This window comes from Ruminococcus sp. 5_1_39BFAA, from assembly GCF_964240875.1.
In the GTDB taxonomy this organism is placed as follows: Bacteria; Bacillota; Clostridia; order Lachnospirales; family Lachnospiraceae; genus Blautia_A.
In genome coordinates, this window is record NZ_CAXSVO010000039.1 from 1 (window position 1) to 26,656 (window position 26,656).

Here is a 26,656-nt window from a genome sequence, read left to right on the forward strand (position 1 = left end):
GACTGCGCGGTCGATTATTTGAAAAGCGGAAAAATAATTTGCCGTTTGCGTCTCTCTCAATTCGCTGTCCAACATTCTGCCATCTGTTACCTCCTATGCCTGATTTCCCGTTTCTTCCGGGCGGGTCGTTAATAACTGATACAGCCTGTTCTTCGGGAACCTGTCCACAAACGGGATGATGACATTTCCATAGAACAAAAGCCCCTCACCTTCATTGCTGTTCGTCACATAGGACAGCTGGGTCGGTGAAATATTCAGCTGCTTTGCCAGGATCTGCCGGTCACCGGATGCCTGGTTGAGCATATAAATGAAATCCGAGTTTTCAAAAATGTTCTCAATCTCACGGCTTGCCAGAAGATCTTTGATATTCTGGGTGATACCGGTCGGGATACCTCCCCATTTACGGAACCTCTTCCAGATCTCTACACTGTAGGCTGCCGTCTGCTCTTCCTTTAAAAGCAGATGGAACTCATCAACAAAGTACCGTGTCGATTTATGGGCGGAACGGTTGACCGTTACCCTGTTCCATACCTGGTCCTGGACGATGAGCATCCCGATCTTTTTCAGCTGTTTTCCCAGCTCCTTAATATCAAAACAGACGATCCGGTTATTGATATCCACGTTTGTCCGGTGGTTAAACACATTCAATGAACCGGTAACGTAAATTTCCAGTGCAGTTGCCAGACGCTGTGCCTCCGGTTCATCCTGCCCCCGGAGCAGGTCATACAGATCCTGAAGGATCGGCATCTTCTCCGGCACCGGGTCGGAAAGGTATTCCTGATATACAAGCCGTACACACCGATCAATGATGGTCTTTTCCACCGGTTCCAGACCATTCTTTCCTCCCACAATCAGCTCACAAAGGGACAAAATAAAATCCGATTTCAGTGATAACGGATTATCCTCCTCGGAATAGTTAAGGTTTAAGTCCATCGGGTTGATATACTGGGTCGATACCGGGGAGATACGGACTACCTGCCCATGCAGTGCCTGCACCAGCGGGTAATACTCTGCTTCCGGATCGCAGATGATAATGTCATCTTCCGTAATGAGGAAACAGTTGGTTATCTCCCTTTTTGCAGAGAAGGATTTACCGGAACCCGGAGTACCTAAGATCAGCCCGTTGGGGTTCTTAAGCCGCTTCCGGTCCACCATGATCATGTTGTTGGACAACGCATTCAGACCATAATAAAGGGCTTCCCCTTCCTGGAACAGTTCCTGTGTCGTAAATGGCACAAAGATCGCTGTTGCCGAGGTGGTAAGCCCACGCTGAATCTCGATTCTGTTCACTCCCAGTGGGATACAGGACATCAGCCCCGCTTCCTGCTGGTAATCCAAAGGACGCAGGGAACAGTTATATTTCTGTGCGATGCCCTGCACCTGGAAAATGTTGTTGTCCAGTTTCTGCCTTTTCTTTGCTGTATTCATCACAAGGACAGTGACAAGGAACATCCTCTCATTCCTGGATTGGAGGTCTTCCAGAAGGTTCTTCGCCTCTTCCCCATAGGTCACAAGATCAGACGGCAGCACATCCATGTCATAACCGGAGCGTACTGCCCGCTTCTGTTCCTCTATCTTCATCTTGTCCAGGTCAGAGATTTTACTCTTGATCATCTTGATGGCAGAGGTCTGGTCAATGGACTGGATATGGATATTCACATTGATGCTCTCATCCACATCCAGAAAATCCGCCAGCATACGGTCGGTCAGTTCCGGTGCGAGGATCTGCAGGTAGCTGACACTTCCCAGTGTCTTTCCCATCATAAATGAGGAATTTTTTGAAAAGTTAAAGGATGTCGGTGCGATAAAATCCTTTGTCTTAAGCCCCGTCTGTGGAAGCATCTTATAATTGAACCGGAACGGCTCGATCCGGTCCTGGTTGAACACATGGTACATGATCTCAAGACGCTCCACCCCGTTCAATGGATGAGCCTGTGCCCCAAGCACTTTAAAGTTGTTGAGGATATCTGCCTCAATCCGCTCAAGCCTCGGTCTTGCTACCTTTAAGCTCTCCGCTTCAATCCCGAACGTGATATACTTCGTCTTCACCAGACCGTTATTCCCTTTGGAAAGCTGGTTCTTTAACATTGTCCGGTATTCTTCCCGGATTTCATTAAAATCATCGTTCTGGTCCGGGATATCAATGCTCTTTTCAAACTCTGCCACATCCACCTGCTGGTTAATAAAAGACAGCTGCACACTGATGGAAGAATCAAAGTAATTCAGGAAATCACAGTAATTCTCAAAGATCGTGGTCTTATCCTCATTCAGGGCAAGCTGATAATTGATATCGTAAAACTGTACAGTTTTGGAAAAAAAGTTCTTCGATAACTGGCAGATGCCATCCGAAAACATCCGCTGGTACGGGATGCTCTGCTGGGCAGTATGGGGAATGTTCTTCTGCTTTTTCCTTTCCTTCTCCTGTCTCTTCCTAAGCTTTTCCTTTTCCCTTTCCTTTTTGTCGTTTCTTTTTCTTCTTTCCTGACGGTTTTTTCTTGCCGCCGCTTCCAGGCACTGCTGCTGTGCCTGTTTCTTCTTTTTTGCCATCCGGCACGCCCTCCTTCTTTACGAGGGAATCCACCGCCTGATAGAAGTTCTCCGTCTTGTATGGACGTTTCGCCGGACTGAGGAATTTCTGGCGGATGATATTTCCCATCACTTTTTCAAAAGGGAGACCGTCTTTTTCATACATTGCCATAAAGAAAAATGGCAGCATGACAGTTACCATAAGGATCGCTGACACACTGGAACCAAGGGGTTTCTTTGCCAGCAGGTATAACGGGACTCCCACTACTGCGGCAAGTGAAAAAAAGATCAGCTGCCGCTTTGTCAGGTTCAATGCTACTTTTGTCTTGACCTTTGTAAGGTCTTTGGGTACTGGTACATACGCCATAAGTAGTACTCCTTTCTTTTCCTGCCCATCAGTGGGCATTGAATATCGATTTACTGAGGCTTCCGGTCTTAAACAGTGAAAATGCCAATACGACCGTATATGCCGCCACTGAAAACATTGCCCCATGCAGGTTCGTGGATATGGTCATCGCATTGACCAGTACGGAATAAATGCCGACACAGACCAGCATGAAGAATCCCTGAAATGCCAGGGCGAACAAGCCTTTCAGATAGTTGTTCCCGATATTGCCCCATTCCTTATTGGTCATGGTGGCAAACGGGATCGGTGCCACGGAAGTATAAAGGTAGATCTCAATCATCCTGCCATACATGATCACCGTGATAATCACGGAGAGAATGCTCATGGTAAGGCTGATGAGAAGTGTTTCCATTGCCAGTAAAAACAGTTCCCCGATCTCCATTTCTTCCAGAGATTCCGTCAGGGTAGCAATGGCGGCAGAAGCATCCACCGCCGTACTTCCGGAGATCACACCGGCTGCACCATTTACAATGTGCTGCCCCACATCAAATACCGCCATTGTGATATTAAACGTGTTCGTCACAAGGTAAATCGCCACATACGCTTTAAAGATCCAGAGGAAAATGTTGTAAGTCTCAAACTCATGGAAGTTATTCTTCTGTGTGACCATCGTGATCAGCTCATAACAAAGCACGAACGTGATGATCAGACCGGCGATGGGCACGATCACCGTCTGGGACAGGTTCTGGATGAGGTTAAAAACCCCTGCGTTCCATCCCTGCGGGGTCTGCCCGACCTGACTGGCAATCGTTCCCACCTTATCATTGACCTCCACAAACATCCCTTCCAGACCATTCTGGATCATCCCGATGAGGATCTCCTTGATGGCTTCCGTGATTCGTTCGATAATGGTGTTCATCCATTACCCCATTAACCGAACAGTGTTGCCAGCTGGGGAATCAGGGTAGTTCCCAGCAGCATGATTCCTGCTCCTGCCATGAGCTGTTTGATTCCCTGGCTCTTTGCGCCAGGGTTGTCATTGCCATAACCTTCGAGAAGGTTGATGACACCCCATACGCCAAGACCCGCCCCGATTGCTACGACCAGGGTCTTAAGAGTAGTAATTGCACTGGTAAAAAATGCCATATAAATCACCAAAACTAACTTTGCCGGGTGTAACCGGGAATGAAAAACGCCGGTAACAATACCGGCGCACCCTGTTAGTTATTCCTTTCCTCATTATTTTCCTGCTCATTCCCGTCTCCTGAAAGATCCATTTCCATCACTTCCACCTCATCATCAGGTTTCGGTGTGTACTTCGGATCCAGTTCCTTTTCCACCTGAAACCGGTTCTTCTCGCTGTAATCTGCAAGGATCCGGTAATTCGGGTGTTTGGTTATATCGTATTTGTCCGAATAGAACGGACGGACACCACGGATCTGCAGGATGCATTTCCCGCCGTCCATGACTGCGATCTCATCCTCCGTCATCAGCTGTTTTCCGGTTTTCTGGTAATTCAGCCCGAATGACTTCTGGTTGCTGCGTGTTTCCGAGGTGTTGTAAAGGTCAATCGTCTCCTTCCCCAGAAGCTCACTCATCTCTTTCAGCGTGGTCTTTTCCTTACCTCCAAGGAACAGCATCGTGTCACAATTCCCCAGAATTGTGTCCGCACTATCCTTATACATTGCCTTCAGCTGGCTCTGTGACTGCAAAATAATAGAAGCAGAGATTTCCCTGCTTCGGATGGTGGCAATCAACTTATCAAACTGTGGAATCTGCCCGATGTTGGCAAACTCATCGCAGATGACCCGCACATGGACCGGCAGCCTACCGCCATATTTATCATCTGCCTTATCACAAAGCAGGTTGAAAAGCTGGGACTGCAGCATGGCGATCACAAAGTTAAAGGTGGTATCTGTATCTGACATAATCAGAAACAGTGCCGTCTTCCGGTCTCCCACCTTATCCAGTTCCATCTCATCATAGCTCATGATCTCCCGAAGCTCGGCAATATCAAATGGAGCCAGTCTGGCTCCACAGCTGATCAGGATGGATTTTGCTGTCTTACCTGCCGCCAGCTTGTATTTCTTATACTGGCGTACCGCAAAGTGTTCCGGATTCCTTTTTTCCAGATCCTCAAACAGCATATCCACTGGATTTTTGTAATTCTCGTCATCCTCCCTGGTCTCACTTTCATTCAGAAGGTCGATCAGGGTATTCATGTTCTTCTCGTCCTCGTCCCCTTCATACCAGATCAGGGCAATCAGTGCCGTATACAGCAGTTTTTCTGCTTTGACCCAGAAATCCTCGGTTGCCTTTTCCCCTTCTCCCTTGGTGTTGGCAATAATAACCGTCACCAGTTTCAGGATATCCTTTTCGGATTTTAAGTAGGCAAATGGATTGTAGTGGAGCGATTTGGAGAAGTTAATGGTATTTAAGACCTTGATTACATAAGGCTCATGCACCACCTTCCCGGATTTATCTTTCACAACATTTCCATGCTTGTCTCTTTTGGGCGGTCCTTTGGCTAGCATCTTCCCGCATTCTTCGATCAGTGTTCCCTTCGGGTCTGTGATGACCATGGAACAGTTCATCATCATAATAGAGACCTTTACGAAAAACCTTGTTTTTCCACTGCCGGAACCGCCGATGACGCAGATGTTTTTATTTCTGGCAAACTTGGGGTTCTTCGGACGGCTTTCCATGGTAATGGATTCCGTTGCAGTCAGCGGAATGTTCATCCAGAAATCATCTGCCATAAATGGTTTAATGTCTTCCGCTGTTCCCCACCTGGCGGAACCATACTCCACGCCTTTGCGGAGCTTTTTTGCATCTGCCTGTTTCTGCCAGACCAGTATCTTCACAACTGCAGCAATCCCGGCTCCCACCAGAACATCCATGTAGTAAAGACTTGGCAGAAACCCGGTCAAAATCCGGTCAGCGTGTTCCATGGCATATAATAGTTTGTTTCCCATATCTGCTCCGGGGCTTGCCCGGTACAAACAGGATGCCCTGTCTGCAAACAAAAAGATGAACAGGTACGGAAGATTGGTCAGAATAAGCTTTTTCATATCCAAAGCGGACAGCGTAACTCTGGCTTTTGCTTTCAGCTTGTTGGTCAATCCCCCGGCATTGATCTTTCTCACCGGGATACCTCCTGATGCTTATTCTTGGCTTTGCCCTTCGTCTTCCCTGCAACGATACTCCTGTATGCTGCCAGACGTTTGTGGATGGAAGGACGGTTCGCCTTTTGGATCTCTTTCTGGGAAAATTCACGGAAAGCAGCGGTGATCGCATCCTGGTCACGTCCCTTAAAGAACACCAGATAAACCGGCGGATCTTTGGTCTTATCCTTTTTCAGGGCATAATTGATCCCGTATTTTCTGGCATACCGTTCAAAAGACTTGATGTTCTTGGGTGTGATCTCAATGTTCGTCATCCCGGCATTCTGCTTTGCCAGCTCCTTCACCGTGATTTTCCCCTGTTTCGGCTGATTTTTCTGTGCTTTCTTCTCAGCACTTTTCTGTTTCTGATGCCGCAGGTATGCGGCAATCACTTTTTTCAGCACATCTGCCGTCATTTTTGTGGTACGCACACAAAAAGTCACCGTTTTCTGTGTTACTTCTTCCTGCATGAATTTTCCTCCTTTCAGCGTATTACGTGCTGTCCCAACCTAAGACCATCGGTATCACCCCTTTCATCAAAGAAGGAACCGATCAGCCACTGATCAGACTCTGCATCCGACCGAGCTTTTCCGTTCCTTCTTCTCTTCGCTTATCTGCCCCGCCACAATAGACAGGCACACACATCTCCAATATTCTGCTGTAAATTCGCTTATGGGCTACATCAAGCGATTCATCTTTCATATCATTCAACCCGAGATTTGTTGTGATGATGAGAGGCTTCATTTTACAGTACCTGCTGTCAATCACGTTATAGATCTGCTCCAGGGCAAACTCTGAATTGCGTTCTATCCCCAGATCATCAATGATCAAAAGCGGGTAATCCACCAGATTCTGCACGATCTGGTTTTTATCTGCCTGATAGTTTGTCATTTCATTCAGGATACGGGAGAAGTTCGTCATCATCACCCGCTCCCCCTGTTCCAGAAGGGCATTGGCAATACACCCGGCAAAAAAACTCTTCCCAGTCCCCACCGGACCCATCAGGAGAAGCCCTACATTTTCTTTTTTCATCTTCTCCCAGTTTTTTGCATACTGCCTGGCAATGAGCATCTTATCATTCGACCCATTATCATTTTCAAACCGCCATTCCCAGAACCTCCGGTCTCTAAGTCCCACCGATTTTCTCTGGTAAAGCTCCCTCTGGGCTTCCTCCCTGCGGAGCTGCTCTTCTTTTTCTTTTCTTGCCTGAACCTCGCAGTCACACAGGCAGCCCACTACACGATCCCTTCCCATAAAATTGATCCTCAGCTGTTTTCGTTTTCCGCATACACCACACCGGAGGCATCCGTCTTCCCCAAGAAAATCAGCCACATTCCTGCTATCTGTCATAGACTCTCTCCTTCCTCGAAGTCATATCTTCCAGAACCGGTTTTCAGTTCTTCCCTTCCTGCCCAGAGAAGAAGCGTTGCGAAATGATCCTGATAGATTTTCCCAGTTGATTTCATATAAGCAGAAAGCTGGTCAATCATCCTCTGGCAGTCATACGGATACAGTTTCCGCAGCTCCCGGTATTCTTCTACCGAAAGCCCGACATTTCCAAACCGTCCATACAGACAGGCGCTTTCCTTTTCAGAAGAGCGGCTCTTACTCCTGTCAGTATCATTCTTATCAGTCTTATTTATATCAGTATTACTTGTGGCAAAATTCTTGCACTCCGGACTTCCATTTTTTTGCGTTCCGGACTGCAAGTTTTTTGCATTCCGGACTGCCAGATTCTTGCGTTCCGGACAGCAAATTTCTTGCGTTCCAGAAGGATAATAAACTGCCGGTTTTGCCCGGATGCGTTTCACGAAATTCTTCACATATATCACCGATGGACGGTTGCAGCCCTGCCGGTACCGTTCGATCAGACCAATGCCATGTACACTGTCAAGCTCCCGGAGAAGCTTTGTAACCGTTGTGTGTGACATATGCAGCACTTCCTGAAGTTCAGCTACCGTGTAGATAATATACACATAACCATCAGCATCCACCCAGCCATTTTTCTTTGAAAGGTTGATCCTGTCCAGCAGGATGCCATACAGAAGCTTCGCATCCGTGGACAGCCCTTCAAATTCCTTTTCTGTGAACAGTGCCTTGGGAATACGGAAAAATGAAAACTGCTCGGATTCTTCTACCCGGAAGTATTCATAATCCATTTTTTCATCCTCATTATTCCAGTTCTTTGTTTTTGAACATATTCAGGTACATGTTGAAAACACTCACCAGTTCCTTCAGGTAGATACGTCTGGCACCTTTGTTGCAGGCGTGCATATCTTCAATCCATTCCGGGGAATTTCCGCAGATCACAGCCGTTGTCTCCACGACAGCCATAAATTTCTTCATGGATTCCATCTTGTAGACACGGTTGAAATACTGGCGAATAGCCTCAATTCTATCCGGATCATTTTCCAATAATTCAATCACACCGAATGCCAGGTCCATACCAAATTCACTGGCATCATCTTCAATTGCCTCATCATCCAGGTTACCGTCCTCATCGCAGTAGCATCTGAATTCCATCGGATTTAAATCTTCCGGATTAAACTCGTCCTCTCCCAGATCAGTTGGCGGGACACCGTCCTCCAGATGCCCTCCCTCCGGACAGCCTTCCCTGATAATCTCGATATAGCCTTTTTTCATAAGATCATCTACAATCTCCCTGGCAGTCTCCACCATTTTGTCCATGATCTCCTCTGCCTCTTCCGACGTTACCATTTCCATCAAATCCTTAATTGTCATCATTGCGTTTTCCTCCTCATATTTTGAAATATCATTTATATAGAAACGGTTCGGTCTGCCATTGTCTTTAACAACCCGAACCATGTTTCCCATACTTTCCAGTTCCGAAACAGCGTAATCTACCCGGTATCTGGTACTATTCAAATCCTTGATCATTTCACTTTTGGGATAGATTACATAGAGTTTCCCTTTCTGGTCAACCCATCTGTTCTGTGCTGCATATTTCAGCCGGTCAAGCATGAGGCTGTATAATACCTTTGCCGTAGTGGATAAAGAGCAATATCTCTCTTCCTTAAACAGTGCCTTCGGCACCAGCAGGCATTCTACCGGCACATAATCCTGATTACTCACCATGCTTCCCTCCATTCAGATCAACCATTGCCTCTGTTGAGAAAACAGTCAAATCCAGCATTCCCACAAAAATCTGATAATACAAGGAACAAAGCTCTGCATCATCCCTTACCAGATACAACCCTTCCAGTTCTTCTGATAGATGTCTCATGGCATACATTGTCTGGCAGAGTTCATGGACTTTTTCATAGTCCTGTTTTTCCACGTTCTGCTCCAGACGGTCAACAAAGCGGCTCCAATCTGTAAAGTTGCTGTCCATTACAATCAGGCACTGGAACAGCTCGGTCGCTTCACAGGCAGCCGCCAATACTACATTTTTGATATTGATGGAACCATTTTCATTTCTCATGTGGTTGATCATGTACTCTTTATTTAACATTACCATTGGCTTTTCCTCCTATCGAAACGGCATTTCTTCTTCCATAGATTCCGGGATGTTCAGAAAACCATCCCCTTCCATCGGCTCCGGCATTTTCTCCTGCACTTTTGCACCGGCAAACTCGATACGGTCCGCAAAAAGCTCTGTCGTATATACCTTTTTGCCAGTCTCCTTATTATCGTAACTACCGGTTACGATTTCTCCCTCCACCATCACCTTTGTCCCCTGCACCAGGTAATCACGGACAAACTCTGCTTTTTTTGCAAAGGCTTTCACTGGAATAAAACTGACATCATCTGAGTAATTTCTTCTGACTGCCAGTACAAACTTGGCGATCTTATGAAGACCTTTTTCATTCTGTGTCTCGTTATAGCCCGGATCACGAACCAGTCTTCCGGAAATAATTGCTGTATTCATTACCTCACATCCTCCTATCCTTTCAGTGTTTTATAGCACAGCCCGATACATGGACCACACTTGGCATAACAACAGTCGTAACATTCATCTTTTTCCAGTTCCTCCTGTTCCATTTCAGCCGCAAACATGCTCATAAGCAGTTCATAATCAGTTTTCAGTTCCAGATATTTCTCTTCTGCTTTTTCCATCTTCCTTTTAAATTCCGGAAGCATCTGGCGAAGAGCCGGATGGAAATGTTCTTCTTCATCATCCCAGGCACAATCTGCCATCATACACCTTGGAAATTTTTCATAACTTCCTGCATAATAAGGGCAATAGGAACAGCCCCTTTCCCGGAACATAGCCGGTGTAATAACCGGAAGCTGCCCTCTGATTTCTTTGCTAATCTGTTTGTTTTTGATTCGCTCTCTCATGTTCGTTCTCCTCCGTCTTATTCTTTATGCAAAAGGGGATTGCCCCTGAATTGCCTGCTTTATTGCACATTTCGCAGCTTTGCTGCTCAATGACCGTTAGCTGTCAAATACAAATCCAAACAAGTTTGGCTTTGTGCTTTCCAGCTTTATCGCACAAAAAAAGGCAGGCTTACGAATTTGGTTTTTCGCAAGCCTGCCTCAAATCTACTATTCATTATCTTTTTACTATATACCGGATGGTCACATAGATTGCCCTCACAATATAATATGGAATCATTAGACTTCCTAATAGACCACCCACCATAACACACAATGCAATCATTCCAACGGTACCCCCAACATCATAGCCTCTGGGGATCAAAATGATACACATTTTATGTATTCCAAACGGAAGCCCTGCAAGGAACAGGAACATAAATAAATCTACATTCCCGGTCACTCCCATAATCGTTTTTACCATCCAGAGCCAGAACAGCATAGATACCATCGGTATCAGTGCTTTTTTAATCACATCCTCAATCGTCATCTTTTTGCTCCTTCTAATTTTTTCAATGTTTCTCTGATATTTCTGCAATCTTCTTACTGTATCTTCACTATTCATTTTTACCTTCTCTTTCTACCCACGACTCAAGTAACATAAAGATTATCTCCTCCATCTGATTCTTTGTATATGTCTCTGGGAAATACTGCTTCAGTTTCTTTGCTGGAATCTTCACTTGAAATTTTTCTGTTTTCTCTTTCATACAAATCTGATCAATCTCAAGATATGTCAGTGTCTGTTCCTTTGACATCTGTTTTAATTCCTGTGCCTGCTTCATTGAAGGTACCATGGCATGATTATTCATATATTGGAGTAATAGTTTCTGTTCTTCCAATTTCAAGTAAGATAATTCTACCGCAGTATTGAAAGGAATCTTTTTGTTATCCGCCAGACATAACATTTCCGGAATCAATTCTGTCAGATGGATATATCTCAAAATCTGTCGGGTACTATCTCCGGTATTCTGACTGACTTCCTCTGCCGCCAACTTCTTGCCAACTTGGCAAGAAGTTAAATCACTTCGTTTGCCCTGACGTTTCAATGCATCATATTTCATCTTATAGGCAAATGCCTTTTCACTGATCAACAGTTCTTCACGCTGAATGTTTGAGTCAACCATAATCACCGTCGATTCATCATCTGTCAGGTCCTTAATAATAACTGGCATAGTTTTCAAGCCTGCAATCTCACACGCCCTCTTGCGGCGGTGCCCCGCTATAATTTCATAACCGCCGGTATCCTTTACTCTTACAATACCAGGCACCAAAACTCCATGCGTCCTTACACTCTCAGACAACTCAGCCATTTTGTCATCATCCAGAACCTTAAACGGATGATTTGAGAAAGGATGCAGATTATCCAGAGCAATCTGTTGGATGCCTGCCTGTTCCTCACTTGTTGTTCCGAACAGGGCATCTAATGACTGTAATGGGATTGGCGTTGGCTTCTTTTTACCTGCCATGTTCAAGGACCTCCTCCGTAAAACTCATATAAGCTTTCGCAACTTTACCTTTTGGTTCGTACTTAAAAATACTCTGCCCTTCTCTAACCGCTTCTTTCATCCTGACAGAAAATGGAATATAATTGTCAAACACATGAATTTGATTTCCATATGCATTATGAAGCAGCTCCATATTGTTTCTTGCATCATTTGTATGAGCATCCACCATACTGAAAAGGATACCGGCAATTTGTAGTTTCGGGTTAATCTGTCTTCTGACTTTACCGATTGTCTTCAATAGCTGCTGCAGTCCTTTGATTGGAAGATAGGATGCTTCTACCGGAATCAACACTTCATCCGACGCTGCCAGGGCATTGATGGTGATCATACCCAAAGATGGCATACAATCTATCAAAATTGTATCGTACCGATCTTTTACCCTGTTTAATATCTGTTTCAGGACAAATTCACGGCTCATCGCATTTACAAGCTGAACCTCGGTTCCTGCCAATCCAATATTGGAACAGATAATATCAATACCTTCCTCCATATGCTGGATAAAGCAGTGTTCCGGAATATCTTCATCACTCAACACCATTTCCATCAGCGTTGTTAATGTTTCATTACTGTTATCGCAGTCACGGAATCCAAATCCCGCAGACACATCTGACTGAGGATCAGCATCTACAACTAACACCTTCTTATTCATAAGAGCCAACCCTACGCCAAGATTTGCCGCACATGCGGATTTTCCAGTTCCGCCTTTCTGGTTGACTACGGATATAATCTTTGCCATATTCTTTATCACCTTTCTTTGATCTCAAATAAAAAAGAGGACTGAACCAGACAGCCGGAACTAATGTCCGTGCGAGCTAATTCAGTCCTAAAAATAAATATATTCAGTTATCACCGCTTTCGTGGTATGCAAATCCATATCCAGTGTTCTGGACTTACATTAATTCATATTCTGGAATGACAGCGCTGCCTTATTTTTCCCTTTTCAGGATGTTAAAAATAAGGACTAAATTAGTGCAACCCCTTGTATTTACTGGAGTTTTCTAACTTGTCCCTATTATAACTCGACCATGAGGTGTAATCTTAGGAAGCTGTACACGATAGATGCTGTTGTATTTGTCAACCGCATGCTGGAAGTATTTCTCCCAATGCATTGCCACCATCGGTTTACCGTCCTTATCAAAGCAAAGAAAACCGGAATAACCATCAATCATCGGTTCTACCCTTGGTGGTCTGCGATTTTTCAATATACGCTGAAAGCATTCATATACATCATCCTGCATCGGAATCACTCTTGTACCGGCGTAGGTCTTTGTCGTATCAATATAGACCAACGTTCCAGTCTTCTGCAGCTGGTGGTCAATATTGATGGTTCTGTTCTCCATATCCAAATCCTTAACCGTCAGCCCTGTAAATTCCGAAATACGCATCCCTGTCTTAAACAGAATGTACATACCGTCATAATACTTGCTATAGTGCGTATCATTTTTGATGAAATCAAGGAAAGTTCTTTCCTGTTTTCTTGTAATGGCCTCACGAGTGACCGCATCATTTACCACCACAGTTGCCAGTTGAAATTCAAATGGATTCTTTCTTAATATATCATCATCCACTGCCATCTGAAATGCCGGTCTAACCACCCCTCTGATGGAATGAATCGCCGAATAGCTTTTCTTATCCACCTGCTGCAATCTGATTAACCACTCCTTTGCATCCGACAATCTGATTTTATCAATTCGTCTTGCGCCAAAGGGATCCTTATCCAGCAAATTGATTACGGTACCATAACCAGCTCTGGTTGTATGCTTAACACCTGTCTTGGTTGCAATATATTTCTTTACCAAGTCAAGAACTGTCAAGCCTGCGCCATCAGGAGTAATCATATCATTCAAATCCCTGTTGATTACTTTCTCCTGCTCTCGTAAAGGTGCATTATCTCTTTTTCCGGCTGGGATACTATCCGTAGCTACCAATCTCCAGCTGTAAACCGTCTTACGCTTTCCATTGCCATCTATATATCGGAACTTGTATCGTCCATCCGCTTCTTGGCTCTCTCCTGTGCGAAGAATGCGATTTTTACTATCGCGTCTTTTTTCGCTCATTGAACATCGTCTCCTTTCAAAATCGGGAGAGCCTTGCTGCTTAATTCATATAGCGCATAGTATGTATCCGACTATGTATTGATAGTGTACCACAGACAAAGCTCTTTTTCCACAAGAAATTTAAAAATTTTTTGAACTAAATCACATTCATCTGACTGTCCATATACTTCTCAAACTGCTCACGCTTAATCAGCGCTCTGTTGCCGTTCCAGAGAACAAAGTCAGCATCTGAATGTTCCTGTACAAAGAGCTTTAATTTCTTATATCCGATACCGAAGTACTCCGATGCTTCATTCAATGTTAATGTGTATTTCTGCCACCAGGGCAGTTCTCTCTTTTCCGTCATATCGACACCTCCATAAGATAGTAAGGTTCTTCCCTTCTATCTTCCTAAGCGCCTTTTGCCGAGATAATTCCGGTGAATGACGCAAAAAAGACAAAAAAAATAAGACCTGCAGATATCTCTATCTACAGGCCATCTGTCTAAGTTTTCGCTATTTGATTTCTCCTTCTATTTTATTTGCCTCTGACACCGCTTTTTCTATCTTCTCGATAAGTATAACCATATTGTCTCTATAGTTTTCAATCTGCATATCTATCTTATCAATATCAGAGCCTAAAACAGCTTTCTTTCCATAGAATCTAATTGCACGTTCCCATTCTAAATCTCCAATCTTTTTATGGATAAAATCAAATTCTTCCTTTAGCGCCTTTAATTCTGCTGTCAATTTCTTCTCCATCAGCTCACTGTCCCTTCATATTATTCATCTTCAATCTCGTCATCATATATTTCAACGTCAATATCCTCGTAATTGTATGCTCCCATGGGATATTCCCATATACTACCGCTCACTCTAAAACGTTTTCCACATTCTTCACATTCACAATCAGGCCAATCAAAAGTATACGTTATTTGAGGTCCCATTTGCCTTTCTTCATCAAAACTCTCGCAGTCTTCTTCAAAATCCATATTATTCTCGGCGCCACAATAAGGACATGCTATAGCTCTCTTCAAAGATATATGATCCATTCCATAATCCTCGTATTCGTCGTATTCCATGTCATCTGGATAATCAATTTTAGAATATCCCTCTCTATCCTTCAGAATATTTTTGAAATACTTTGTATTCTCGTAATACGCTTTAAGAGCTTTCCTAAATATTTCTGATTTGGCTTCACCAGTCTCTTCACTGCAAAAACTTAGCATCTCATCTTCCGCATCATTTAAGCGTACTCGATACTGCTTATCCCTGCTATCTTCCTTTGGAGGTCTCCCTGCCATATAAAATCACCTACCTTCTATTATTTTATGGATATCCAATAATTATATAATAATTGGATATCCCATATTTGTCAAGCATTTTTGGATATCCGTTTTTAAAATTCTTTCTATATAATAATCCGCAAATAATCGTAAAAATAACATTCTCTATATTTTCTGACAATAATCCAGACTAATCCATCCTGCTCCAGACTTCAACCTTCCCCACCCTTTATCAGAACCCTTTCCGCTCTTCACTTCTATGATGGTAAATACACCCTTCCCAGTATATCTTCCAGTTTTAGCAGTATTCGTTCCGGCTCCCTTTCTGATATTCAAGTCATCAATACTGACCTTCACCATGAATGGACAGTCCGCATTAGAAAACTCTGCAGCCAAACCACTTCCACCAGTAACCTCAGCCCCATACACTGCCTTGCCATTCCAGTCATACACAGTATAGCCTTCATGTTTATCAGCCATTGCCTTAGCATTATCAAGTACAGTATAAGCACCAAGCTGAGAGCCAGCATCCTTCCAAGACTTCCTTACCCTGTAATACTTCACCACAGCATCCGAAGCACCAGAATTCTTCACATCCCACTTAGTCAGATTCCATCTTTCGATGATACCGCAAAGCTTCTCCACATAAGTAAGACTGGTAGCATAACCACCGTCCTTAATGATCTGCACTGCTTTCTTATAATCTGAGCATCCTTTCAGCCCGTCATATCGGAGCTTCTCTCCATTCTTAGCGCCGAGCAGATAAGCACTGTGATCCGCAATGGAATCACCCACATTCGGATATTTTCTGAAGTCCGCTGTGACTGTCACATAGCTTCCATCTGCCTTCTGCTCCTGTGTCTTCTTTTTATAAATGCTCACACCATCCCAGACCGAACCACTCCAGGTATTACCGGAAAGTGACTTCTTCATTCCAAAACAGTTATTGGCTCCCAACGCAAGCTCACTCTTTCCATAACCGCTCTCCAGAATAAACTGGGCCATAGACACCGAAGCAAGAATCCCTGATTTTTTCTGATCTGCGGTAAACAGGAGGCCAACCTTTGCAAGCACCTGTTCTTCTGTCAGCCCCTGAAATTCTCCGGCCTGCATCCCTGATGAAATCACTTCCACATTTCCGCTGCCAAGTCTTGAAGTAACCTTCGCAGCCAGATCTCCCAGTCTCGCATAAAGCCAGTCTCCAGGACAGCTCTTATTCGCAAACCACCGGTGCACGGTAATGAGCATTTCATCCGCCTTCGGCTGATAATTCAGAGACTTATTTTTATCACCAAACCAGAGCAGTTTTTTCTTTCCATTTCTTCTGCAGATATCCTCACACAGATCAACCAGACGGTCATAAACCACCTGATGCATAGCATACGGTTCCGCCTTGTCAGAAGCACATTCAATTGTCACTGCCCTCTGATCATTCGCATTACTGGACGTACACCAGGAGCGATTCTTCTCTTCCACATACAATCCGATCCGGCCATTCTTATCAATTCCATAATTCGAAGAAGCCTTGGTAGAAGATTTATGAAACCAGTCCCCCAGACCTTCTGCTGTACACTGACCTACTACACAGTGCGGCGATATTCTGTCAATCTGCTCCGTTCTCAGTCCGGAATGGTTCGGACTGAGCAACGTATACGCCACCAAAGAACTATTACTGTATCCCATAATCATTCACCTTCTTCCTCATCCTCTGATGCATCATCGGAGACTCCCTCACTTTTGTCATGCAGCTGTTCCAGCACATCCTTCATCTTCTGCGGGATCGGCAGCCCCAGATGCCCTGCATTCTCCAAAAGGCTCACACCCTCATTGGAAATATAGAAAAAAATCACTGCTGTCCTCAGCACAGATCCGTTCCCGATCACAGCCACATCCAGAATATTCGCCATTCCCACCAGCAGAAAGATCAGCACCTTCCTGCAGATCCCCCGGAATCCCACCTCACTGGAAAGCGTATGATCCGCAAAAGCACACATCACCCCGGTCAGGTAATCGATCACCACAAAAGCAATCAGGGCATACAGAAGCCCGTCACAACCTCCCATAAACCAGCCCAGCCATCCGCCTACAGCCATAAAAACCATCTGAATAAAGTTCCAAAATTCCTTCATGCCAGAATCCTCCTCCCATGAAAAAAGCAGCCCCCATTTCTGAGAACTGCCGTAAATAAGTTTTCTATCTTCATGCCTTACGGCAGAAAGACCTACATTGTTTCCTCCGTCAGCGTATACGTGATCTTCATGGTCTTGTCCGTATTCTTCACCACCGCTGACGAAAGATTATTGATACTTGCCAGATAGGGCGTCAGAAGGTAAGCACACCTGTGCTCCTTCCCGTAACTGCCGCCCCACATAAACACAAAGTTCTTATACTGAAACAAAGGCGTTGCCATAGCTTCAAACCTTGCGCTCCCCTGTGTCTTGATCACCCGGTCATCCGCCGTAATCTGGAAATCCCCTGCCACGATCATGTCCCCAAGAAGTGTCATATACACCTCACAGGAGCCGTCCTCCCCAAGAGATTTCAGCTTGGAAGTAAAGCCCAGCGGGATCAGTGTCACATCCGCTGAATTTGCAGTATTGATCTTATAAACTCCCTTCTTATCGTAAGAAGGCACATACAGATACCCTTTCCTCACACAGCATTTTACATTCCGTTCCGGATAGGAACTGTCCTTTGCCCTTGTGCCTACTTCCGAAAGCTTCGCCTTGGACAGTGTCCAGCTTCCCTCCGTAAAGGAATAATCCTTTTTGGAGATCCGGATCCACACCATCTTCGCATCCCCGGAAGAATTCGGCTCATTGGAAAATCCATACCAGTACCCGTCATGCCCGTCCATAAATTCCCCGTACTTTGTATAATCCCCCAGGAACGTAAAGCTTTCCGTTGTCAGCGTCTGCTCTTCCAGTACGGTATACGTGGTATCATCCAGCTTCTCATTCAGCCCGATGTTAAACACCGGGATCCGGATCTTCGTAATGGTCACACTGGAAGTCCCAAAGGTGATGGAATACAGCAGGTTCTTTTCAAAATCCAGCTCCACTGCCTCAAACAGTGTCATCTGCTTCGCCTTCGGGATATCCCCGATATCCACCTTTTTCAGAAGCAGGAATGTGCTGGCATCCCCTGCCGCACTGCCAAAAGCATTCTGCCCGCCCAGGGCACTGGTCAGTGCCACCGCTGCAATATTCCCATTCCCCTGGCTGGGAGTAAATTCCCACACAAACTTATATCCATTATCCAGCCTCTTGCTCTCCGTCTGGTTCAGGCTTCCCCTTGCCACATTGGAACCGGAATTAACATTATTGGAAGCATAAGCCACAGGCAGGTTCTTCCCCTGCTCGTAAATATGGTCCGCCTTTTCTTCCAGCACTGCCGGAAACAGCAGGATCCCTCCGATCATGTTCGGGCAGATGGGAAGCAGCGTCCCGTTCCACAGAACAGAATTGTCATACTCCCCGCTGGCTTTCAGATAAATCCCCATGGGATTCAGCCCCAGAATATTATTCACTGCCTCCGTGATCATGTTCGTCTCCTGCACGGTTTCCACCGCACCCGTATTCGTATCGGTCAGTTCAATGACCATTTCACCTTTTAACTTCATCACACACCCTCCATTTCTACCGGCCTGCAGAAACCGCTGATTCCCGCTCTCTCAGCAAAATACACCTCAAAGCCTCTGTTCACCGTCTCCTTCATCTGCATGGACAGCGAATCCCGGAAGCCATTCACATTCAGGCCTCCGCCAATGGCAAATCTCGTGGTATAATCTTCCACCTCAAGCTTTCCGTCCCAGGCTTCCCCTGCAGCCATAGCCTGTCCGCTGACAGAAGCAATGCAGTCTCCCACATCAACCTTCCCACTGCCATTCTCCATCCAGAGATACACATTGAACGTATTCGTATAATTGGCAACGATCTTCTCAATGGGATAATACAGTGACAAAATATGTTTCCCGGAATGCCAGGTCTCCACCGGACAATGCTCCACAATCTCCTCATTATTAAATTCAAAGACCACATGACAGAACGCCTGTCCGTCCTCCTGCCACTTCACCGGCAGCCTCACATCCACAGAAACCTCCGAACCACCCCCTGATCCGGATCCGGAATCTGATCCACCAGAGACATCATCCGTACTCCCTGTATTCTCATTCCCGGAAGTATTTCCAACTTCATTCCCTGCCACATCATTTTCAGAATTTCCTGCATCCGATGTCTCCCCGGTTCCATCAGAACCACCCGTACCACTTCCAGTTCCGCCGCTTCCGCCCGGAAACGGAATCACCACAGTCCCGGCAGCCTCTGCAGATCTCTCCACTGGATCCGCAGCCACATCCACAACAACCTGTGCAAAAAACTGCATATGGTTTTCCTCAGAAGAAGCAAACTGAATACTGATCAGCTTTACCTTAGTCTGCCCGATCTCATGTGCGGAAGCATTGGTAAACGTGTGGATCCCGATCTTCCCCGTCTTCGCATTGTCTTCAATCTGGTTCAGCAGCCCCGAAATATTCTTGTCATTCCTTGACTTTGCCTGAGCCAGCCTCGGATTCTTTCCCACGCATTTCAGGGTCTGCTTTCCCCCGATCTTCTGTCTGATGGAAGTGATACAGGTGATCTGTCCCTCATCCGCCTGTCCTCCTGCAAATGTCAGCACATCCCCCGGATCCAGTGCAGGATTCCCAATAGTATCCGAATCAAACGGCACATACCGGATCACAGACAGATCTGCCAGGATATTCCTGCACAGCATCTCCCTGGTCTCCTTTAACCCAAACTGCAGAAGCGGATTCACCCCCAGATTCATAGTCAGCCCATTATCCGGATCCAGCGCATAATACTCTGCAATCTGCGTCTGCTTATTGGTAGAACTCACCGCCGTATACCTGGTGATAAAATCTGAAAAGCTGGAAGAAAACCGGTGCCTCTGCTCCACCTTCATCACAGGATCCTTCCCGTACTTCCTCAGTTCCAGCTTCCCCTCCCGGTTGATAATAAAGAAACCTCCCAGAACCTGTGCCACATAAAACAGCACGTCCCGGCAGATCTCAATATCATTTTCAGTATAAACAGAAAGCGTCACCCCGCCATTCGGCATGGCATCAATCTCCGCCCTCTTATTCGCAAACTCCACTTTGCATCTCTTACAGCACAAAGCAATAAAATCATAAGCAGTCCCCACAGTCTCAAACCCGTTGAAACTCTTATCAAACCGCAGCATAAAATCATACGCCTTCAGTTCCAGGCACTTTGCCAGACGGTTCGCTTCACTGACCTCAAAAATACCCATCGGCACATCTTCCACCGAACCATCTGCCAGCACCAGATGAAACACCAGTGTCACCAGCGCATCCTCCAGCGTGTACCTGTCAATATCACTCAGAAGAGTGATCCCCATCTCCGCAGCATACACTGTTCCCAGTTCAATCTCAGTGCTTCCGCAGCACTGCCTGGAAATATACCCAGAACCCTTCACAATCTCCTTCGCCCCGAACTCATACGTCATTCCGCCCTTGGTAACGATCGTACCCGTCCAGAAATATTTCCTTGTATTACTCCTGACTGCCCTCAGAAAAGCATCCGACACAGGATACATCCCGCCACCTCCATTTCCCCACGAAAAAAGCACCAGCCAACTGCCTGATGCCTTCGTAAAAATAATCATCCTATCTGTTATAAGTCCAGTGTTTCAAATACCACTCATGCAGTTCTTCTGTTGTCTTACAGCAGTCTGCAATTTCTTCCCCATGTGATATCCACTGGCAGGTTTCCCGCCGGAATGTATCAATATCCAATGCATAAAACTTGTATGTTCCGCCCCGCATATGCATCACTTCATCATCACACTGGAACTCAAAATAATCATCCCTGTCCAGAACAACCTTTCCCGTCAGATTCCATATCCCTGACCACGGGGGACCACCATCCCCCGGAACACAGAAGGACAGCCTTCCATCTTCCAGAATAACAGGAGCCACTGCAATATTTTTCATCCGCGGCATATATGGCTGTTCAAACCAGTAAGCTTTCTTCTCATCCATTCTTCTTCATCTCCATGATAGCCACCTTCCCTGCAAACTGAGATTTGTCTTTATCTTATTTATCAAAATACTTATCACAGTATTCAAGTGATAGATTGATAAACTCCTGCAATTTATCAATATCATTATACATTCCATGGTTCGATTTTGGAAATTCAACATAATCGTATGGCACACCATTCTCTTTCAATGCATCTATTAAAGGGTATTTAAGTTGAGTCGGCACACAATGGTCGATTAGTCCATACCCCATTAAGGTCGGCACCGAGTTTGCATCCACCAAATATGTAGGCGAAACAGAGTAAATATACGGAAGATACTCTTTTGATGCCATCATTTCATCTGTAATTCTAACCCCTGTCATCATGGTTGCAAAATCCGCATCTGTGGTTATATGGTCTATCGATCTCAGCAAACTCCAATCGGATGGCTCAAATGAAGCAGGACCTGCGAGTTGAAAGACAAACTTTACTGGGATTGCAGAAATGTCAGCATTTTTATATGCATAGTTCATCGCAAGTGTTCCACCTGCTGACACCCCACAGGTAGCCATTTGTGTTAAATCAATTCCAAGCTGCGATGCCTGCTCCTTGATTGCGGCAACACAACTTAGAATTTCTTCATTCATTAACTCAAGACTGGCGTTGAGTAATTCTTCTTCACTTTTTTCCTTCTTTGATTGCAATGTATAATCAACCGTTGCTGTTACGTATCCTTTTGACGTATAATATTTGCACCACGCATCGCCATCTTCTTTGCTCCCGGAATTAAAACTTCCTCCGTGTATATAAAGAATCAGGCATTTTGACTCTGGCGTATCAAGATTTTTCGGCACATACAAATCATATTTGTGGTCGCTCGAATTTTCATAATCAAGATTTTCATACACACATCCTACTGTATCATTCCATTCAACTTGAATAAGCTTCATCGGTAAAGACCCAAGACGTTGAATGTTGATGAGCATACCCACAATAAAGGATACAACAAACAGAAAAATCAACATACCTATTTTACGATTTTTGTTTGTACTGAACATGACATTTCTCCTTATATGATGTGGTCTAAAACAAGTTTTCCGGTAATACCGCCAAGTATTACACCGGCGATAATAACTCCACAACTAAGGAGAACCCATGCTAAAATTTGTTTCTGTTTTGTATTCATACTTATTTATCTCCTCAATTTCAGATTGTCATTTCTGCAATACTATCATTTGATTGTCATCAAGTTTCTTTGACAACTTTCGATTTGATTCTCCCATTATACCATCTCGCTACATCTCCTTCAACGTAAAGCTCACCGTCCACAGCCCCTTATAACTGGTATCCTTTTTCAGCTTCGCCTTATACCCCGTCACATACATCTCCGCCAGTTTCAGTTCCGCTGTCTCCACATCAAAATACTGCACACTGATCTTATCCTTCTTCGCATACACCGCCAGCTTCTTAAGCCACTTCGCCGTAACAGAAAACGACACCGGAATGCTCACAACGCCATGCCGCACCACATCCCTCTGTGTCGTCCCTGCCTCTGTCTCACCGCCGGAATCCGCTTCCACATCCTCCAGTTCCACCTCATAAGAATCCGGAAGCGGCAGGTTCTCCCCGTCAAACACAAGATACTGAAAAAATGCCATCCTATCTACCTCCGCTCCTCAGACTCATTCTCTGCTGTGCCGTCACGATCACTTCATCCAACAGCTGGTTACCCAGATAAACCGGAATCACCAGATCCCCCTGCTGTCCTTTCTGATCACCCAGCACATCCTTCAGCGCCGCCACAATACCGGCTGTCAGATCCGCACTGCTGAGCGTTCCCGTACCGGTCATCACACCGCTGTCTGCCACAGCCATCTGCGGCGAAACCACCATATCCGCAGCCACACTGTTCACAGCTGCCTTCACCAACCCCCTGCTCTTCTCAATCCCCTCAGCCAGACCGCTCATAAAGTCCGGCATCCAGCTCTCGAAATCCGTCAGAGGACCTTCATCCGGCACAGAGAAATGCAGATGGGAACGGATCGTATTTGCCACATCCGTTACTGCATTGGCAACTGCACCAATACAGCTCCGGATTCCATTCACAATGCCATTGATGATATCTGCGCCCCAACGCCATCCGGCAGACGCAAGACCCGTAATATAATTCACTGCATTTCCCAGTCCGTCCCGAATCGTATTATAAATACCGGAAATCGTACTCCGGATTCCGGACCACATGGCATTAAAAGCACTGGAAACCGTATTCTTAATCCCGTTTACCACAGAAGAAATCGTATTCCTGATCCCATTCCACACGGAATTGACAGTACCCCTGATTCCATTCAGTACGGTAGAAATAATTGTCCGGATTCCATTCCATACCGTAGAAATTACCGTCCGGATCGCATTCATCACCGTAGTAATGACTGTGCGTATACCGTTCCATGCACTCTGCAAAAATGTCCGGATCCCGTTCACCACATTCGTAATGACAGACTTAATCCCATTCCAGACAGAACCCAGAAATGCTGAAATCGCATTCCACACCGCCGTAATCGTAGCACGGATCCCATTCCACGCTCCCACAAGGAAATTAGAAATTGCAGTGACAACTGTTGTAAACACTGTCTTAATCCCAGCCCACAGACCGGAAAAGAAATCACGGATGCCATTCCATACAGCCACCGCTGTATCCCGGATCCCGTTCCATGCAGAAACCAGAAACTGGGAAACCGCCGTCCATACCTGAACAGCGACTTCCTTAATCTCATTCCACAGCCTGATCCAGAACTGCCGGAACTCCTCATTGGTATTCCAGAGATAAATAAACGCCGCCACTAAAGCTGCAATGGCAGCTATCACAATAGCAATAGGATTCGCCATCATCGTGGCACTCAGTGCTGCAAAAGCACCCTTCACCGTACTGATCGCACCGGCAAGCTTCGGTGCCCATGTCATAATCGTTCCAATGGCCGAAAGGGTCTTGCCTATGATGATCAACACAGGACCCAGAGCCGCAGCCAGAAGTGCAACGATCATGATCACACGTTTCACCCCGTCCGGCATGGCATTCAGCACGTCCACCATCCCCTGCAGTCCGGAAACAATACTCCGTACCGCAGGCATCAGCAGATCCCCAAAAGAGATCGCCAGCTCCTGAAGCTGTGACTTCAGAATAGTCAGCTGTCCTTCCAGATTATCCTGCATGGTGTCCGCCATGTTCTTTGCGGCATCCTTGCAGTTATTCACCGCCCCGGACACCTTTGCAATATCCTCCGGTGCCGCATTCATCAGTGCCAGGAAACCTGACATGGCATTCTTTCCGACCAGTGCCTCCGCATTGTTCGCCTTCTCTGCCTCAGTCATTCCGCCAAAAGCCACCCTGCAGTCAGCCAGGATCGCAGACAGGCTCCTCATGGATCCGTCTGCATTCGTGGTAGCAATGGTCACATCCCCGATCGCCGCACCCGACAGCTTCACATCCCCGGTCAGGTTGGTCATAATGGAACGCATGGAAGTACCAGCCTGGGAAGCCTTGATACCCGCATTCCCCATCAGCCCGATAGCTTCTGCCGTATCCTCAACCGAAAATCCCAAAGCCCCTGCAACCGGCGCACAGTACTTAAACGTCTCACCCATCATGGACACATTGGTATTGGCATTGCTGGAAGCGGCCGCCAGCACATCTGCAAAATGTCCCGAATCCGCTGCAGTCAGCCCAAAAGCCGTCAGTGCATCCGTCACAATATCAGAAGTCGTTGCAAGGTCTTCCCCGGATGCCGCAGCCAGATACATAACGCCTTCAATACCTGACAGCATATCTTCCGTCTTCCATCCGGCCATCGCCATGTAATTCATGGCATCCGCTGCCTCAGTCGCAGAGAACTTCGTTTTGGCACCCATCTCCCTGGCCTTGTCCCTGAGCTTATCAAAATCAGATCCCGTTGCCCCGGACACAGCCGCCACCCTGCTCATTGCAGAATCAAAATCAGCGGCAGTTTTCACTGCCGCCGTTCCAAGCCCCGTCACCACTCCCGTCACAGGAAGCAGCTTCTGTCCCACAGAAGAAATCTTGTTTCCAACTGTCTGCAGCTTCTCACCGGTCGCCCCGATTTTCTGTAAAGCAGTCGCAGACTGGTTCGCCTGCTCTTCCAGACTCCGCAGTCTCTGTTCCGTCTCAACGATTTCCCTCTGCAGGGCATCATACTGATCCTGGGAAATCGTCCCGTTCCGCAGTGCCTCATCTGCCTGCTGCTGTGCAGTCTTCAAAGTCTCCAGCTTTTCCCTTGTCTCAGAAACCGCCTGTGCCAGCAGCCTGTGCTTCTGCGCGATCAGCTCCGTATTCCCCGGATCCAGCTTCAGAAGCTTCTCCACATCTTTCAGCTGGCTCTGCGTATTCCTGATCTCCGTATTAACCCCTTTCAGGGCAGTCTGCAACTTCGTGGTATCGCCGCCAATCTCGACAGTGATCCCCTTAATTCTGTTCCCTGCCATACGGCTCACCCCCAAAATCTCATAAAAAAAGGCACAAAAATACCCGGATCACTCCGGGCACAAAAAAAGCACCTGCCATCCTGACAAATGCTTTCATTATCGTCTTCATTTTTTTTCAACAAAAATTAAACTTTCCTCTGCAAATCCCGCTTTGAGGAAAAGCCCAAGGGACTTTAATGTCCCTTATGCTTTTCTCTTTTCTTTTGCTGTTTCAACTCAAACATTCGCTGTTCTTTCGCCTCTTTTTTCTTGCGGCTTTTCTCTTTATGCTCCTGTTTGTTCTGTTCCTGCTATAATTTCAATGCCTGCTGCGATTTTGTACCAATGCCGGTTTCCAGCATCTGCTTTTTTGCTTCTCGCTGCATCCGTTTCGGATTTCTTTTAATATCCTTTACAATAGTTTCAACAGCCGGACTGAATTTCAAACTGAAATAGTATTTTTGAATATATTCCTGTACTTCGTAATCTTTTGGTTCTGCACCAAATGTTGCCTTCGCCACAGATAGTTTACCATCTTCAATACGCTCAAATACGCCTACCCAAAATGGTTCTTCAAAATATACCGTCAGTTTTCCATTTACTTTGTCCATGAGAATCCCTCCTAAAATAAAATGAACAAAGAATGGACAACCCGGAGGGGCAGGTTACTTACCCTATTTACATAGGACGGCTGGGCTACCTACCAGCTCTAATACATTTTTAATGTACATTGCGTTTTTATCTTTGTATTTATAATCAAGCCATATGGCACGATTAACTTAATTCAGTAAATTTTGCTTTGATAAAACCATTATACCCTTTCTGAATCATCCTGTCACCATATTTCATCAGATCAGAACCTGTCGAATTATCAGCACCTTATAAAAATCAGCACCTTTTGTCTTGATGAAACCATTCGTCTGGATTATCATACGAAA

General features: G+C 45.7%; 27 protein-coding genes and 1 pseudogene. All 28 read right to left on the bottom strand.

Translation table 11 applies throughout. The features are described from left to right. Positions 1-93 precede the first annotated feature (93 nt). Complete coding sequence (locus tag ACESZH_RS21720; protein ID WP_373219093.1) at positions 94-2,547, bottom strand: VirB4-like conjugal transfer ATPase, CD1110 family; 2,454 nt, start codon at positions 2,545-2,547, stop codon at positions 94-96. Continuing rightward, positions 2,432-2,893: a PrgI family protein gene (locus ACESZH_RS21725; RefSeq protein WP_373219094.1), complete on the bottom strand. Its 462-nt coding sequence runs from the start codon at positions 2,891-2,893 to the stop codon at positions 2,432-2,434. Before ACESZH_RS21725 ends, ACESZH_RS21720 begins: the two co-directional genes overlap by 116 nt. Positions 2,894-2,921: 28 nt before the next feature. After that, positions 2,922-3,791, bottom strand: coding sequence for a VirB6/TrbL-like conjugal transfer protein, CD1112 family (locus ACESZH_RS21730; protein WP_173904914.1), 870 nt, complete (start codon positions 3,789-3,791; stop codon positions 2,922-2,924). A gap of 11 nt (positions 3,792-3,802) precedes the next feature. Next, positions 3,803-4,018, bottom strand: a complete 216-nt coding sequence (locus tag ACESZH_RS21735; RefSeq protein ID WP_002587871.1) for a Maff2 family mobile element protein — start codon at positions 4,016-4,018, stop codon at positions 3,803-3,805. A gap of 74 nt (positions 4,019-4,092) precedes the next feature. After that, a complete protein-coding gene (locus ACESZH_RS21740) occupies positions 4,093-5,943 on the bottom strand; it encodes a VirD4-like conjugal transfer protein, CD1115 family (protein WP_373219114.1) in 1,851 nt (616 codons plus the stop codon). A 71-nt stretch (positions 5,944-6,014) separates the two neighbouring features. Next, positions 6,015-6,506, bottom strand: coding sequence for a PcfB family protein (locus ACESZH_RS21745; RefSeq protein WP_373219095.1), 492 nt, complete (start codon positions 6,504-6,506; stop codon positions 6,015-6,017). 82 nt (positions 6,507-6,588) lie between these two features. Continuing rightward, entirely contained in the window at positions 6,589-7,386 is a 798-nt protein-coding gene (locus ACESZH_RS21750; RefSeq protein WP_373219096.1) for an ATP-binding protein, read from the bottom strand. Beyond that, complete coding sequence (locus ACESZH_RS21755; RefSeq protein WP_373219097.1) at positions 7,383-8,195, bottom strand: replication initiator protein A; 813 nt, start codon at positions 8,193-8,195, stop codon at positions 7,383-7,385. The genes ACESZH_RS21750 and ACESZH_RS21755 overlap by 4 nt, the downstream gene beginning before the upstream one ends. A 13-nt stretch (positions 8,196-8,208) precedes the next feature. Next, the gene (locus ACESZH_RS21760; protein WP_373219098.1) at positions 8,209-9,132 is read right to left on the bottom strand and encodes a replication initiator protein A; all 924 of its coding nucleotides are present in this window, start codon (positions 9,130-9,132) and stop codon (positions 8,209-8,211) included. Further along, positions 9,122-9,514 (bottom strand): hypothetical protein, encoded by a 393-nt coding sequence (locus ACESZH_RS21765; protein WP_119201463.1) that lies wholly within the window; start codon positions 9,512-9,514, stop codon positions 9,122-9,124. The genes ACESZH_RS21760 and ACESZH_RS21765 overlap by 11 nt, the downstream gene beginning before the upstream one ends. Positions 9,515-9,526: 12 nt before the next feature. After that, positions 9,527-9,925 carry a single-stranded DNA-binding protein gene (locus tag ACESZH_RS21770; protein ID WP_002587864.1) on the bottom strand — a complete coding sequence of 133 codons (399 nt, stop codon included), beginning with the start codon at positions 9,923-9,925 and terminating at the stop codon, positions 9,527-9,529. A gap of 14 nt (positions 9,926-9,939) precedes the next feature. Beyond that, positions 9,940-10,338 (bottom strand): hypothetical protein, encoded by a 399-nt coding sequence (locus ACESZH_RS21775; RefSeq protein WP_373219099.1) that lies wholly within the window; start codon positions 10,336-10,338, stop codon positions 9,940-9,942. Positions 10,339-10,552: 214 nt separating this feature from the next. Then, positions 10,553-10,939, bottom strand: coding sequence for a DUF6050 family protein (locus ACESZH_RS21780; protein ID WP_373219100.1), 387 nt, complete (start codon positions 10,937-10,939; stop codon positions 10,553-10,555). Beyond that, on the bottom strand, positions 10,932-11,840 hold the full coding sequence (locus ACESZH_RS21785; protein WP_373219101.1) for a ParB/RepB/Spo0J family partition protein: 909 nt from the start codon (positions 11,838-11,840) through the stop codon (positions 10,932-10,934). Before ACESZH_RS21785 ends, ACESZH_RS21780 begins: the two co-directional genes overlap by 8 nt. Beyond that, the gene (locus tag ACESZH_RS21790) at positions 11,830-12,615 is read right to left on the bottom strand and encodes a ParA family protein (RefSeq protein ID WP_373219102.1); all 786 of its coding nucleotides are present in this window, start codon (positions 12,613-12,615) and stop codon (positions 11,830-11,832) included. The genes ACESZH_RS21785 and ACESZH_RS21790 overlap by 11 nt, the downstream gene beginning before the upstream one ends. Positions 12,616-12,877: 262 nt before the next feature. Beyond that, positions 12,878-13,936 carry an integrase DNA-binding domain-containing protein gene (locus tag ACESZH_RS21795; RefSeq protein ID WP_373219104.1) on the bottom strand — a complete coding sequence of 353 codons (1,059 nt, stop codon included), beginning with the start codon at positions 13,934-13,936 and terminating at the stop codon, positions 12,878-12,880. 136 nt (positions 13,937-14,072) lie between these two features. Beyond that, positions 14,073-14,282: an excisionase gene (locus ACESZH_RS21800; RefSeq protein ID WP_009266091.1), complete on the bottom strand. Its 210-nt coding sequence runs from the start codon at positions 14,280-14,282 to the stop codon at positions 14,073-14,075. Positions 14,283-14,430: 148 nt separating this feature from the next. Next, a complete protein-coding gene (locus ACESZH_RS21805; RefSeq protein WP_368210750.1) occupies positions 14,431-14,676 on the bottom strand; it encodes a hypothetical protein in 246 nt (81 codons plus the stop codon). Positions 14,677-14,696: 20 nt separating this feature from the next. Then, positions 14,697-15,218: a hypothetical protein gene (locus ACESZH_RS21810; RefSeq protein WP_373219105.1), complete on the bottom strand. Its 522-nt coding sequence runs from the start codon at positions 15,216-15,218 to the stop codon at positions 14,697-14,699. 147 nt (positions 15,219-15,365) lie between these two features. Further along, a complete protein-coding gene (locus ACESZH_RS21815) occupies positions 15,366-16,883 on the bottom strand; it encodes a glucosaminidase domain-containing protein (RefSeq protein WP_373219106.1) in 1,518 nt (505 codons plus the stop codon). A 2-nt stretch (positions 16,884-16,885) separates the two neighbouring features. Then, on the bottom strand, positions 16,886-17,329 hold the full coding sequence (locus tag ACESZH_RS21820) for a holin family protein (RefSeq protein ID WP_015524542.1): 444 nt from the start codon (positions 17,327-17,329) through the stop codon (positions 16,886-16,888). Positions 17,330-17,421: 92 nt separating this feature from the next. Beyond that, positions 17,422-18,822, bottom strand: coding sequence for a hypothetical protein (locus ACESZH_RS21825; RefSeq protein WP_373219107.1), 1,401 nt, complete (start codon positions 18,820-18,822; stop codon positions 17,422-17,424). Then, positions 18,822-20,816: a hypothetical protein gene (locus tag ACESZH_RS21830; RefSeq protein WP_373219108.1), complete on the bottom strand. Its 1,995-nt coding sequence runs from the start codon at positions 20,814-20,816 to the stop codon at positions 18,822-18,824. The genes ACESZH_RS21825 and ACESZH_RS21830 overlap by 1 nt, the downstream gene beginning before the upstream one ends. A 70-nt stretch (positions 20,817-20,886) precedes the next feature. Further along, the gene (locus ACESZH_RS21835; RefSeq protein WP_373219109.1) at positions 20,887-21,261 is read right to left on the bottom strand and encodes a hypothetical protein; all 375 of its coding nucleotides are present in this window, start codon (positions 21,259-21,261) and stop codon (positions 20,887-20,889) included. A 55-nt stretch (positions 21,262-21,316) separates the two neighbouring features. Further along, on the bottom strand, positions 21,317-22,300 hold the full coding sequence (locus ACESZH_RS21840) for an alpha/beta hydrolase (protein WP_373219110.1): 984 nt from the start codon (positions 22,298-22,300) through the stop codon (positions 21,317-21,319). A gap of 237 nt (positions 22,301-22,537) precedes the next feature. Continuing rightward, positions 22,538-22,900: a hypothetical protein gene (locus tag ACESZH_RS21845; RefSeq protein WP_373219111.1), complete on the bottom strand. Its 363-nt coding sequence runs from the start codon at positions 22,898-22,900 to the stop codon at positions 22,538-22,540. Position 22,901: 1 nt separating this feature from the next. After that, positions 22,902-25,739 carry a phage tail tape measure protein gene (locus ACESZH_RS21850; protein WP_373219112.1) on the bottom strand — a complete coding sequence of 946 codons (2,838 nt, stop codon included), beginning with the start codon at positions 25,737-25,739 and terminating at the stop codon, positions 22,902-22,904. 173 nt (positions 25,740-25,912) lie between these two features. Then, positions 25,913-26,329 (bottom strand): annotated as a pseudogene (locus ACESZH_RS21855) (YjdF family protein). Between the last annotated feature and the right edge of the window lie 327 nt (positions 26,330-26,656).